The organism is Herbiconiux sp. (genome assembly GCF_023264855.1).
Classification (GTDB): Bacteria; Actinomycetota; Actinomycetes; order Actinomycetales; family Microbacteriaceae; genus Herbiconiux.
Genome location: NZ_JAHFUW010000001.1, coordinates 1 through 12,699, shown reverse-complemented (window position 1 = coordinate 12,699; position 12,699 = coordinate 1). Strand labels below are relative to the sequence as shown.

Genomic DNA, 12,699 nt, shown 5'->3' with positions numbered 1-12,699 from the left:
AGAGCACGCAGCCGATCAGGCCAGCGCGGCGCGGGCCTTGAGGGGCTCCCACCACTGCCGGTTGTCGCGGTACCACTGCACCACGTCGGCCAGGCCCTGTTCGAACGGCACCTGGGGCTCGTAGCCGAGCTCGGCCTGGATCTTGGAGATGTCGACCGAGTAGCGCAGGTCGTGGCCCAGGCGGTCGGCGACGCGGTCGACGTACGACCAGTCCTTACCGGTCGCTTCGAGGAGAAGCTGGGTGAGCTCTTTGTTGGTGAGCTCGGTGCCGCCGCCGATGTTGTAGATCTCGCCCGCGCGGCCCTTGGTGAGCACCAGGGCGATGCCACGCGTGTGGTCGTCGACGTGCAGCCAGTCGCGGATGTTGTTGCCCTCGCCGTAGAGCGGCACGTGCTTGTCGTCGATCAGGTTGGTGACGAACAGCGGGATGACCTTCTCGGGGAAGTGGTAGTTGCCGTAGTTGTTCGAGCAGCGCGTGATCGAGATGTTCATGCCGTGCGTGCGGTGGTAGCTGCGGGCGAGCAGGTCGCTGCCGGCCTTGGAGGCCGAGTAGGGCGAGTTCGGCTCGAGCGGGCGGTCTTCGGCCCAAGAGCCCTCGGCGATCGAGCCGTAGACCTCGTCGGTGGAGACGTGCACGAAGCGGGGGAGGTTGTTGCGGAGCGCTGCGTCGAGCAGCTGCTGGGTGCCGAGCACGTTGGTCTCGACGAAGATCGACGCGTCGCGCACGGAGCGGTCGACGTGCGACTCGGCGGCGAAGTGCACCACGGCGTCCAGACCCGGGAAGAGGTCGTCGAGCAGCTGGCCGTTGCGGATGTCGCCGTTCACGAAGGTGAGGCGCGGTGAGTCCTTCACCGGGAGCAGGTTGTCGAGGTTGCCCGAGTAGGTCAGCGCGTCGAGCACGACGACCTCGGCGCCCTCCAGACCCGGGTACGCGTCTTCGAGCGTGCGTCGGACGAAGTTGGAGCCGATGAACCCGGCGCCGCCGGTCACAAGAATCTTCATGGTGGGGGAGGTCTCCTCGCAAAGTTGTCGCCACCGATTCTAGCCGCAGCCCTCCGCCACCCCCTGTGCGCCGCGCATGGAAGCCGGATCGAAGGGGGGACGTGTCGTGAGGCGGGCTCGCAGGGGGCAGCACCTAGAGTGGCAGCGTGACAGAGCCGGGTGGTGTGCGCGGCGACGAGCCTGCGGAACGCCCGGGACTCATTCTGCGGGTGATCAAGGATCAGCGGGTCGCGTTCCTGCTCGTGGGCGCGACCAACACCGGCGTCGGGTTCCTGCTGTTCATCGCCTTCGACCTCACCGTCGGGGCGTGGGTGGATGCCGCCGTCAACGAGACGGTCGGATCGCTCGCCGTGCTGGCCTGTGCGCACGTGCTCGGCGTGCTGTTCGCGTTCGTGCTGTACCGCAAGTTCGTGTTCAAGGTGACGGGGCACCTGTGGCGCGACCTCGCCCGGTTCGAGAGCGTGTATCTGGTGTCGATCGGCATCAACGCCGTCATCCTGCCGATCCTGGTGAACCTGGGCTGGAACCGCATCCTCGCCCAGCTCTCCATCCTCGTCATCACGACCCTCATCAGCTACTTCGGTCACAAGGGGTTCTCCTTCCGGCGCCAGGCCGAAGCGGCGACCGAGATCGACCTCGAGGCCCCCGCGACCCCTGAGACCCCGACCCACCCACAGAAGGGCGAACGCTGATGCCCCAGCTGTCCGTCGTCATCCCGGCCTACAACAACGCCGACTTCATCGCCGCCACCGTGCGCTCGGTGCTCACCCAGTCGCACGGCGACTTCGAGCTCGTGGTGGCCGATCACGCCTCCACCGACGACACCCTCGGCGTTCTCGAAGCCTTCGCCGCAGACAGGCGGATGCGCATCCTGCACACCCCCGCGGGTGGCGGCGCCGAGGCCAACTGGCGCCGCGTCTCCGAGGCCGCGACCGGCGAATACCTCAAGCTGCTGCCCGGCGACGACGTGCTCTACCCCGGCGCGCTCCAGGCGCACGCCGAGGCGCTCGACGAGAACCCGTCCGTCGTGCTCGTCTCGAGCCCCCGCGACATCATGGACGCCCGCGGCAAGGTCACCATCCGTAATCGCGGCCTGCAGGGAGTGGCCCGCCGCCGCCAGCCGGGCGCCGAGGTGGTGCGCCAGACGGTGCGCCGCGGCACCAACGTGTTCGGCGAACCCGGATGCGTCACGATGCGCCGCGCGAACCTCGAGGAGGCGGGTGGCTGGGATGCCCGCTTCCCCTACCTGATCGACCAGACCGGCTACTCGAAGGTGCTGTTCGGCGGCGGGGACTACCTACCCGTCGACCGCACGCTGGCCGGCTTCCGGGTGAACTCCGGGCAGTGGAGCGTGGCCCTCGTCGGCCAGCAGGCCGAGCAGGCCAAGGCCTACCACGCCTGGTGCCGCAGCCAGGCTCCCGAGACCATCAGCGCGGCCGACGTGCGTCTCGGCGACCGTCGCGCCGAGCTGATGGCCCTCGCCCGCCGCGCCTACTACACGGTGACGGCCCCGCGGATGCGGGTGGCCGCATGACCGCCACCGCGACCCCGCCGTCGAACGCCCCCGGCACGCTGCCTCCGCGGCATCCGGATGCCCCGCTGGACCGCGTCGCCGCGCGCCTGGCCTCCTGGCGCTGGCTGCCCTACGCCCTCGCGGCGCTGTTCTCGCTGATCGCCGTCTGGTGGGGCCTGAACCTCTGGCAGCTCGACTGGAAGGTGCCGCTGTACTACTCCGGCGACGCCCTCGCCGTGGCCTCGCACTTCAAGACGATCATCGAGACCGGCTGGTTCACCCACCAGCCGAACCTCGGCGCCCCGTACGGCCAGTACTACAGCGACTACCCGCAGGCCGACAACCTGCACTTCATCGCCGCCGACGTGCTGCGGCTGTTCACCAGCGACTTCGGCGTGGCCATGAACGTGTACTTCGTGATCGGCTTCCCGCTGGCCGCGATCACCGCCGTGTGGTTCCTGCGCCAGGTCGGCGTCAGCCGCGTGCTCTCGGTGGCGCTCGCCGTGGCCTTCGCCATCGCGCCGTACCACTTCATCAAGGGGCAGGGGCACCTCTTCCTCGCCGCCTACTTCGTGGTTCCGCTGGCCTTGGGCATCCTGTTCCGGGTGGCGACCGCGAAGCCGCTCTGGTCGCGCAAGCTGATCAGCGGGCGCAACGCGGCGACGGTCGGCACGCTCGTGCTGCTCGGCACCGCCTCGAGCTACTACTCGGTGTTCGTGGCCCTGGTGCTGGCCATCGTGGGCCTGGCGAAGCTCTGGCAGACCCGCGCCTGGCGCCGCTTCTTCGGCGCCGCCGCGGCCGGGCTGCTGATCGCCGGCACCATGCTCGTGAATCTCATCCCGAGCATCCTGTACCGGCTCGCGAACGGCGTGAACGAGGCCGTTCTGGTGCGCAGCCCGCCTGAGGCGGAGCTGTACTCGTTCAAGCTCTCGAGCCTGCTGCTGCCCGTGCCCGGGCATCGCTTCGGGCCGTTCGCCACGCTGCGTCAGCTCTACGACACCTACTATCCGCTGCCCTCCGAGGCGCCCGCGCTCGGCCTGATCGCCGCCGCCGGGTTCGTGTCGCTGATGGTCGTCGCCGTGTATTTCCTGCTGGTGGCCGGCAAGACCCGCTGGCGGGCGCCGAAGAGCTACGTGCGCACGCTCGCCATCCTGGCCGGGCTGACCTTCGTGGCCTTCCTGTTCGGCACCGTCGGCGGGCTCTCGACGCTGCTGTCGTTCGTCGACTTCCCGATCCGCTCGTGGAACCGCATCGCCATCCTGATCGCGATGCTCTCGCTCGCCGCCATCGGCCTGATCCTGGACCGGTTCGTGCGGTGGGTCGTCACCAAGGTGCGCTCGCCGCAGCCCGCATCCGCTCGCCCCGGTCGCCGCTATTTGGTGGCCGTGCCGCTCGCCGTGCTGCTGATGCTGCTCGCGGCCTGGGACCAGATCCCGCCCGTCGATCCCGCCGCCCGCGCGGCGACCGTGGCGAGCTACGACTCCGACGACGCCTTCGTGAAGCAGATCGAGGGCACGGTCGACCAGGGCTGCCTGATCTACCAGCTGCCCTACATCGCCTTCCCCGAGTCGCCGCCGGTGAACGGGGTCACCGACTCGGAGGAGATGCGGATGTTCCTGCACTCCACCGATCTGCGCTGGTCGGCCGGCGGCATCAAGGGCCGCGCGCCCGTCGACGAGGTCGGCGCGTACGCCTCGCTGCCGGTTCCGGCGATGGTGATGGCCGTGAAGGGCATCGACGGCTGCGGCTTCGTGGTCGACCGCGCCGCCTACACCGACGGCGGCGAGGCTCTCGTGGGCCAGCTCGAATCGGTGACCGGCACCGGATCCTCCGCATTCACCTCGACCGACGGTCGCTTCACGTTCATCCGGCTCGGCTCGTGATAGCTTCTGGTTCCGTGGAGGACGCAGGGCGCGACGCGCCGATCTACACGATCTCGGTCGTGGTGCCGGTCTACCAGGGGGAGCGCACGCTCGCGGCCGTCGTCGCCGAGCTCGATCCCTACACCCGCGGGGCCCGCACGCCCGACGGAGTCGCCTTCCGCGTCGGCGAGATCATCCTCGTGCACGACAACGGGCCCGACCACTCCGACACCGTCATGCGCGCGCTCGAGCAGCAGTATCCGGCCGTGCGCATCCTGTGGCTCAGCCGCAACTTCGGCCAGCACGCCGCCACGCTCGCCGGGATGGCCGCCTCGACCGGCCGCTGGATCCTCACCATGGACGAAGACGGCCAGCACGACCCGGCCTCGATCGGCGCCTTCCTCGACACCGCCATCCGCGAACGCGCCGGCGTCGTCTACGCCCGCTTCACCAACGAACGCCCGCACGGCTTCTTCCGCGCGACAGCCTCGAAATCGTCGAAGCGGATGCTCGGCGCAGCCTTCCACCTGCCCGACGCCAGCCAGTTCCAGAGCTACCGTCTGGTGCGGGGCGACGTGGGCCGCAAGCTCGCCGAGTTCGCGCAGGCCGGTGTCTACCTCGATGTGGCGCTCTCCTGGGTCACCAACCGGGTCGCCACCGCACCGACCGTGCTGCGCAGCGCCGACGGCCGCGTCTCCGGCTACTCGCTGCCCGCCCTGTTCGCCTACTTCTGGCGGATGGTGCTCACCAGCGGCACGGCGGGCCTGCGGGCTGTGAGCGTGCTCGGCGGCGTGATCGCTCTGCTCGGCCTCGCGGTGGTGGTCTACGTGGTCGTAACTCCCCAGGTGGGCGCCGATCCGGATGCCGCGGGCTGGGCCTCGCTGATCGTCACGCTGTTGCTGTGCTCGGGCGCCATCCTGGTGTCGCTCGGCGTCATCGCCGAGTACATCGGCGTCTCGCTGAACGTCTCGATGGGGCGGCCGCTGTACCTCGTGGTCGACAATCCGGAGACGATCATGCCGGAGGACGGCCCGACACGCCTCGACGTGCCCACCCCGACGGCGCTGCCCGACACCGGTACGATCGACCTGCCGACGGGCCTGCTCGCGGCACGCAACCGACCCACCCCGGCAGTCCGGCCCGAACCGACCGTCGCACCCCACGGAACGGACCCCACCCCCGGTGCCCGATGAGATCGTCTTCAGCCGCCCCTACCGCTCGCCCGGCGAGCTCGAGAACCTCGATGCGGTGCTGCGCTCCGACCACGCGCACGGCGACGGCCCGTTCACGGCCTCGGCCACCGCTCGGCTGACCGGCATCCTGGGCGCCCCGCACGCCCTGCTCACCACCTCGTGCACGCACGCGCTCGACATGGCGGCCCTGCTGCTGGATCTCGGGCCGGGCGACGAGGTGATCGTGCCCGCCTTCACCTTCCCCTCGGCCGCCACGGCGATCGTGCTGCGCGGGGCGACCCCGGTGTTCGTCGACATCGACCCGGCCACCGGCAACATCGACGCCCAGCAGGTGGCGGATGCCGTCACCGCGCGCACCAAGGCGGTGACCGTCATGCACTACGGCGGTGTGCCCGTCGATCTCGACGCCATCCTGAGCATCACGCAGCCGCGCGGGCTCGCGCTGGTGGAGGACAACGCGCACGGGCTCGGCACGGCCGGGCTCGGTACGGTGGGCGCGCTCGCCACGCAGAGCTTCCACGACACCAAGAACGTGCACTGCGGCGAGGGCGGGGCGCTCGTGGTGAACGACGCCGCACTGCTCGAGCGGGCCGAGATCATCCGCGAGAAGGGCACCAACCGGGCGCGCTTCCTGCGCGGGGAGGTCGACAAGTACACCTGGCAGGACGCCGGCTCGAGCTACCTGCTGTCGGAGCTGAACGCGGCGGTGCTGGATGCGCAGCTCGCCGCCTTCGACACCATCCAGCAGCAGCGGCACCGGGTGTGGAACGCCTACGCCGCGGGTCTCGCCGAGTGGGCCGCGCCGCGCGGCGTGCGGCTGATGTCGGCGGATGCCTCCCTTCAGCACGCGGCGCACCTCTACTATCTGGTGATGCCCTCGCACGAGCAGCAGCAAGGGCTGCTCGAGCACCTGCGCGGTCTCGGCGTGCGCGCAGCCTTCCACTACGTGCCACTGGACACCTCGCCCGCGGGCCTGCGGTTCGGGCGTTCGCTGCGGCCGGGCGCCGCCCTGCCGGCGAGTGAGAACTTCTCGCGGCGCCTCGTGCGTCTGCCGCTCTGGGCGGGCCTCACGGATGCGCAGGTCGAGCGCGTGCTGGACGGCGTGCGCTCCTACTCCGCGTGACGGCCGGCCCCGGGATCGCGGCCGGATGAGGCTTCTCTGACACACGTGTCTATGAAGTTTCCTCAGAACCCGTAGACTGTGCGTGGGGAAACGCCGGGCTCATCACAGGGATCGAGTCGGGGTGGGTATGCGGTGGACGGAATAGGTAGGAATGTTCACCACGTTCACGAGCATCACCGTGCAATCGGTGCTGTTCCATACCCCTGTCGCTGCGCTTGAACGCACGCTGGCGAGCCTGGACCGCGTGTCCCAGCTCGGCCAGAGTGCCGGTGAGCACGGCCTGGTGAACGTCTCCTACGGAGACTGTTCGCCCTCACCCTCGTTGACGCCACCGCAGGTGGCCGAGCTCACCGCCCGCTTCGACGGCATCAACGAGATCACCTATCGGAACTTCGGCGAGAACCTCGGCCACGGCGGGGCGCAGAACCGGCTCGCGGTCGACACGGTGACCGACCGGCTGATCATCGCGAATCCGGATGTGCTCCCTTCACGCCGGGCGCTCGGTGCACTCACCGCGTTGCTCGAAGACCCCCATCGGGATCGCCGAGGCCAAGCAGCTGCCGCTGGAGCATCCGAAGGACTACGACCGCGTCTCGGGGGCCACCTCCTGGGCCTCGGGCGCGTTCTCGATGTTCCGCACCGCGGAGTTCCGCGATCTGGGCGGCTTCGATCACGACTCGTTCTTCATGTACGGAGACGATGTCGATCTCTCCTGGCGGTACCGGCTGCGGGGGTTCCAGGTGATCTTCCAGCCCGCAGCGGCGGTGTTCCACGACAAGCGGCTCGGCCCCGACGGCGAGTGGCTGGCCTCAGACACCGAACGGTACTTCTCGGCCGAGAGTGCCCTGATGCTGGCGCACAAGTGGTCGCGCGATGACGTGCTCGAGCGGTTGCTGGAGTCGATGAGCGGCTTCCCCGACGAGATCATCCGGCGCGCGGTGGCCGGCTATCTCGACCGGCGGGAGCGGGGTGCCCTCCCCGAACGCCTGGACCCCGAGGGCACGACGGGCGAGTTCGTCGCCGGGAACTACGCGGTGCACCGATGGTGAGGGCGGATCCGGTGAGGAAGTACGACAACGCCTACTCGATCGAGAACCTCTACGGGCACGTGATCTCCCTGCTCGGCCAGCATCTGCCCGAGGGCAGCGACGGTGCCGTCCATCTCGACATCGCCAGCGGGTACTCCGCGATCGGCGAGGTGGTGGAGGGCGAGTTCGGGCTGCACTACGTGGGTGTGGACATCGACCCCGTGGCTCTGAAGGCCGTGCACGAGCGCGGACTCGAGGTGCACCAGGCCGACCTCGCCGAGCCGGGCGGCATCCTCGCGGCTCTCACCGCGGTGATCGCGGGCCGGCGGGTGGCGTCGGTGAGCGTGCTCGACGGTCTCGAGCACATCGCCGACGGGAGCGAGCTGCTCGCCGCCATCCGGGCGATCGTCGTCGAGCACGGCGCCGTGAGCGTGTTCAGCCTGCCCAACGTGACCCACCGCGACGTGGGTTACAAGCTCGCGCTCGGTTCGTGGGAGTACACCCCCACGGGGCTGCTGGATGTCACGCACCTGAGGCTCTACGGCGAGAAGTCGCTGCGGGAGGCCTTCGCGGCCGCCGGGCTGTACCCCATCGGGCGCAACGACTACTCGCTCGCCGAGAGCGATCAGCACTACCCGGCGGGTCATCCCGCGCTCCAGCCCGGCACGAACCTCAACCGGTTCCTCAACGAGATGCGCGACGACGCCGAGCCGAGCGGGCGGGTGAACCAGTTCGTCTGGGCCTGTGTGGCGGGGCCGCAGAATCCGGTGCGGCACGAAGCCGAGCCGCCCGGCCCGTTCCTGACGGTCGTCATCCGCACCCAGGGCCGTCGGATCGCCGAGCTCGAGGAGGTGCTGCTGTGCCTCGCCGGCCAGAGCAGCACCGATTTCGAGGTCATCGTGATCGCGCACCGCACCAGTGTGGAGCAGCAGCTGGGCATCGAGGGCGCGGTCGAGGGGGTGCCCGGCTGGCTCGCCGAGCGGATCCGCATCGTGCACGTCGACCACGGCAACCGGGCGACGCTGCTGAACACCGGCCTCGAGGAGGCCTGCGGCCGCTACGTGGCCGCGCTGGACGACGACGACCTGGTGTTCGCGCACTGGGTGCAGGCCTTCGCCGACCTCGAGCTGAAGTTCGGTGGGCGCGTGCTGCGGAGCGTGTGCGCGCGCCAGCAGGCCGACCGGGTTCGGGTACGTGAGGCGGACGCCACGCGAGCGCACTCCGGCATCACGATGCCCTACGCGCGGGAGTTCTCGTTCGTGGAGCACCTCTCGCTGAACAGCACGCCGTTCATGTCGGCGGCCATCCCTCGGGCGCTGCACCGCGACCTCGGCATGCGCTACGACGACACGCTCACCACCACGGAGGACTGGGACTACTTGCTGCGCGCGGTCTCGGTGGTCGGCGTGGCCGACTCCGGAGCGCTGACGGCCGTGTACCGGGGCTGGGTCTCGCAGGACTCGTCGATCACCGAGCACGTGCACGACGAGTGGATCCTCAACCAGTACGCCGTCGACCGCAAGCTCGACGCCCGCCCGGTGCTGCTGCCGGCCGGCGAGACGCGGGCCATCCGCAAGCTCGTGCGCCAGGCCTCGGCCGCCGCGGACGCCCCGCCGCCCGCCCGGCCCGAGCACGACGTCGAGGCCGAGGTGGAGCAGCGCACCCGCGCCCGCGTGCGGGAGCGCGACGACCTGCATCTACGGGTGGTCAGCCTGCTGGAGTCCCGTTCCTGGCGAGCCAGTGCGGGCATCCGGGCGGTAGGCCTGCTCACCGGGCGGGGCCGGCCGATCAAGGCCAGCAAGGTGCTGCGGATGTCCGACGAGCAGTTGCGTGAGGTGATCGCTGCGATCGAATCGTCGCGGTCTTGGCGGATCACGAAGGTGCTACGACGGGGCTGACGGGATGCGCGGTGCGCCCGCGGCGCGTCGGCCGCCGACGGGCGGGCCGCGGTTTGGTTAGACTCGCAGCGTGCAATTCCGCGAACTGAGCATCCCCGACTCCTACGAGATCACGCCGAAGCAGTTCGGCGACGACCGGGGAGTCTTCCTCGAGTGGTACCGCTTCGACAAGCTCGAAGCGGAGATCGGCCACTCCATCGACCTCGCTCAGGCGAACACCTCGGTGTCGAAGAAGGGTGTCGTGCGCGGCATCCACTTCGCCGACATCCCGCCGTCGCAGGCCAAGTACGTCACCGCCACGCACGGCGCCGTGCTCGACTTCGTGATCGACATCCGGGTGGGCTCGCCCACCTACGGTCAGTGGGACTCGGTGTTGCTGGACGACGTCGACCGCCGCGGCATCTACCTCGCCGAGGGCCTCGGGCACGCCTTCGTGGCCCTCACCTACGACGCCACCGTGTCGTATCTGGTGACCTCCACCTTCGCGGCCGAGCGCGAGCACGGCATCAACCCCCTCGACCCCGAGATCGAGCTGCGCTTCCCCGACGAGGCCGGCAACCTGCTGCTCTCGCCGAAAGACACCGAGGCGCCCTCGCTGGCCGAGGCCGCCGCATCCGGGCTCCTGCCCACCTGGGAGCAGGCGAAGGCGTTCTACGCGTCCCTCAACGAGAAAGGCCGCTGAGCATGCGCGGAATCATCCTGGCCGGCGGATCCGGCACCCGGCTCTGGCCGATCACCAAGGGCATCTCGAAGCAGCTGATGCCGATCTACGACAAGCCGATGGTGTACTACCCCTTGTCGACGCTGATGATGGCGGGGATCAACGAGATCCTGATCATCACCACGCCGGAGTACAACGAGCAGTTCCGCTCCCTGCTGGGCGACGGCAGCGACCTCGGCATCCGCCTGGAGTACGCCGTGCAGCCCTCGCCCGACGGGCTGGCGCAGGCCTTCATCATCGGTGAGGAGTTCATCGGAGACGAGAGCGTGGCGCTGGTGCTCGGCGACAACATCTTCCACGGTGTGGGTCTCGGCTCGTCGCTGCGCACCAACGGCGAGATCGAGGGCGCGCGCATCTTCGCGTACCACGTGGCCGAGCCCCGCGCCTACGGCGTGGTCGAGTTCGACGAGAACAACGTGGCCGTGTCGATCGAGGAGAAGCCGATCGAGCCCAAGTCGAACTACGCCGTTCCCGGCCTGTACTTCTACGACAACTCGGTGGTGGAGATCGCCAAGTCGATCGAGCCCTCGGCCCGCGGCGAGCTCGAGATCTCGACCGTGAACGAGCGCTACCTCGAGCGCGGCGACCTGCACGTGCAGGTGCTCGACCGCGGCACGGCCTGGCTGGACACCGGAACCTTCGAGTCGATGATGCAGGCCTCCGAGTACGTGCGCGTGATCGAAGACCGTCAGGGCTTCAAGATCGGCTGCATCGAGGAGATCGCCTGGCGTGCCGGCTGGATCGACACCGCTCAGCTCGCGAAGCTCGCGGCGCCGCTGGTGAAGAGCGGGTACGGCGCCTACCTGCAGACGCTGATCGCCTCCGAGTAGGCGCGCCCTGAGCGCGAACGGCCGCGCCCTGCGCTCCGGGGCGACGGCCGCGATCTGGCTGGCGGTGCTCGCGAGCATCGTCTTCCTGCCCGAGGCCTTCACCCGCTGGCTGCTGCCGAAAGACGCGCTGTTCGCGATCGCCGCGGTGGCCGCGAGCCTGACCCTGCCCCGAGGCCGGCTCCCACGCTGGGTGCTCGTGGCGATGGCCGCCGGCATCCTGCTGCTGCTCGTGGGGGTCGCGTTCTCGGTCAGCCCGTGGGCGGCGTTCTGGGGGCGCTGGCCGCGATACGAGGGCGCCGTCGGGCTCTCGGCGTACCTCGTGGCGGTGTGGGCGGGAGCGCGACTGCTCGGGCCCGGCGCAGGCCGGGGCATCCGCACGTTCTGGTCGGCTTCGGCCGTGGCCAGTGCGGCCCTCGGCGTGATCGGGGTGCTCGAGTCGTTCGGCATCGATCCGATCCCGACGCCCTGGGAGCGGCCCGGCTCGCTGGCCGGCAATGCGACCGACCAGGGCATCCTGGGCCTGATCTTCCTGGCCGTGCTGGTGCTGCCGGCGGCGAGTGCGGTGCGAGATGCCTGGGCCGGCCGTAGGCGCCGGCAGATCGCCTGGGCGCTGCTGCTGGTGGCCGGGGCGGGCTTCGGGCTCGTGACGGTGGCCGTGTCGGCCTCGCGCGGGGCGTTCCTCGGCGCCGTGCTGGTGGTGCTCGTGCTGGCCGCCCTGCAGGTGACCTCGCTGGGGCTGCGCCGTCCGCGTGGAGCGGGCGCGGATGCGGTGGCGCACCGCCGGCGGCTGGTGCGCGGCGTGCTGATCGCCGCCGGGAGCCTGGTGCTGCTGGTCGGCGTCGCCCTGGCGGTGCCGCTGACGCGAAGCCGGCTGCTCGGCCTGAGTCCGCTGTCGATGACGACGGTGTCGGACCGGGTGCTGATCTGGCAGGAGTCGCTCGCCATCCTGGCGGGCCGGCCGTTCACCGGGGTGGGACCGAGTGGGTTCGTGGATGCGGCGCCCGCCTTCCAGAGCGCCGAGTGGTACGCGAGCGTGGGCACCTCGACCACGCTGGACTCGCCGCACAACGTGCTGATGCAGGCCGGGATGGCGGGCGGCTGGCCGCTGGCGGCGCTGCTGGCGGCGGTGAGCATCGCGATCGTGATGGTGGGCTGCCGCCGCTGGGCCGCGGCGATTCGTACGTCGGTCGCCGAGCGGGCGCTCCTGCTGTCGGGCGCGCTCGCGGCGCTGCTCGGTACGGCGGCGGCGCTGATGACCTCGTTCACCGTGCCGGCGACGGCCCTGCTGTGCTGCCTCCTGGTCGGGGTGCTCGTGGCGCGGCCGGCGACGGCAGCGGCGGTACCGGGGGAGTCCGCCGCATCCGCCGGCCGCGTGACCGCGAGCTGCGTGCAGGAGACCGGCGTGCGGGACGCCCGCGTGCGGGAGACCGGTGCGCGGGTGAGCCGCGTCCGCGTGGGGCGCGCGATCCGGACGGGGGTGCTCGCGGTGTGGGCGGCGTTCCTGGTGGTGTGCGCGCTGGCCGAACTGC

At 70.2% G+C, this 12,699-nt stretch carries 11 protein-coding genes; 10 read left to right on the top strand and 1 reads right to left on the bottom strand.

Going from position 1 to position 12,699, the window contains the following annotated elements:
* Positions 1-15: 15 nt before the first annotated feature.
* Positions 16-1,002 carry a dTDP-glucose 4,6-dehydratase gene (rfbB, locus tag Q0D75_RS00055; RefSeq protein WP_291047893.1) on the bottom strand — a complete coding sequence of 329 codons (987 nt, stop codon included), beginning with the start codon at positions 1,000-1,002 and terminating at the stop codon, positions 16-18.
* A 146-nt stretch (positions 1,003-1,148) separates the two neighbouring features.
* On the opposite strand from rfbB, the gene Q0D75_RS00050 reads away from it, so the two are divergent.
* The 10 genes from Q0D75_RS00050 to Q0D75_RS00005 all read left to right on the top strand — a co-directional run.
* A complete protein-coding gene (locus Q0D75_RS00050; protein ID WP_291047891.1) occupies positions 1,149-1,694 on the top strand; it encodes a GtrA family protein in 546 nt (181 codons plus the stop codon).
* On the top strand, positions 1,694-2,536 hold the full coding sequence (locus Q0D75_RS00045) for a glycosyltransferase family A protein (protein WP_291047888.1): 843 nt from the start codon (positions 1,694-1,696) through the stop codon (positions 2,534-2,536). The genes Q0D75_RS00050 and Q0D75_RS00045 overlap by 1 nt, the downstream gene beginning before the upstream one ends.
* Positions 2,533-4,398: a hypothetical protein gene (locus Q0D75_RS00040; protein WP_291047886.1), complete on the top strand. Its 1,866-nt coding sequence runs from the start codon at positions 2,533-2,535 to the stop codon at positions 4,396-4,398. The genes Q0D75_RS00045 and Q0D75_RS00040 overlap by 4 nt, the downstream gene beginning before the upstream one ends.
* Before the next feature lie 14 nt (positions 4,399-4,412).
* Complete coding sequence (locus tag Q0D75_RS00035) at positions 4,413-5,570, top strand: glycosyltransferase (RefSeq protein ID WP_291047884.1); 1,158 nt, start codon at positions 4,413-4,415, stop codon at positions 5,568-5,570.
* Complete coding sequence (gene rffA, locus Q0D75_RS00030; RefSeq protein ID WP_291047882.1) at positions 5,560-6,693, top strand: dTDP-4-amino-4,6-dideoxygalactose transaminase; 1,134 nt, start codon at positions 5,560-5,562, stop codon at positions 6,691-6,693. Before Q0D75_RS00035 ends, rffA begins: the two co-directional genes overlap by 11 nt.
* 476 nt (positions 6,694-7,169) lie before the next feature.
* Positions 7,170-7,742, top strand: a complete 573-nt coding sequence (locus Q0D75_RS00025) for a glycosyltransferase (protein ID WP_291047880.1) — start codon at positions 7,170-7,172, stop codon at positions 7,740-7,742.
* 11 nt (positions 7,743-7,753) lie between these two features.
* Positions 7,754-9,619 carry a methyltransferase domain-containing protein gene (locus Q0D75_RS00020; RefSeq protein WP_291047878.1) on the top strand — a complete coding sequence of 622 codons (1,866 nt, stop codon included), beginning with the start codon at positions 7,754-7,756 and terminating at the stop codon, positions 9,617-9,619.
* Positions 9,620-9,689: 70 nt separating this feature from the next.
* Positions 9,690-10,301: a dTDP-4-dehydrorhamnose 3,5-epimerase gene (gene rfbC, locus Q0D75_RS00015; RefSeq protein ID WP_291047877.1), complete on the top strand. Its 612-nt coding sequence runs from the start codon at positions 9,690-9,692 to the stop codon at positions 10,299-10,301.
* Between the two features lie 2 nt (positions 10,302-10,303).
* Entirely contained in the window at positions 10,304-11,170 is an 867-nt protein-coding gene (gene rfbA / locus Q0D75_RS00010) for a glucose-1-phosphate thymidylyltransferase RfbA (RefSeq protein WP_291047875.1), read from the top strand.
* Between the two features lie 64 nt (positions 11,171-11,234).
* Positions 11,235-12,699 (top strand): O-antigen ligase family protein (locus Q0D75_RS00005; protein ID WP_291047873.1); only part of this gene is annotated, 1,465 nt, incomplete at its 3' end.

Bases quoted from the DNA above. Each gene is read 5' to 3' on its own strand.
- rfbB (WP_291047893.1), bottom strand. From the start codon at position 1,002: ATGAAGATTCTTGTGACCGGCGGCGCCGGGTTCATCGGCTCCAACTTC.
- Q0D75_RS00045 (WP_291047888.1), top strand. From the start codon at position 1,694: ATGCCCCAGCTGTCCGTCGTCATCCCGGCCTACAACAACGCCGACTTC.
- Q0D75_RS00040 (WP_291047886.1), top strand. From the start codon at position 2,533: ATGACCGCCACCGCGACCCCGCCGTCGAACGCCCCCGGCACGCTGCCT.
- Q0D75_RS00025 (WP_291047880.1), top strand. From the start codon at position 7,170: ATGTGCTCCCTTCACGCCGGGCGCTCGGTGCACTCACCGCGTTGCTCG.
- rfbA (WP_291047875.1), top strand. From the start codon at position 10,304: ATGCGCGGAATCATCCTGGCCGGCGGATCCGGCACCCGGCTCTGGCCG.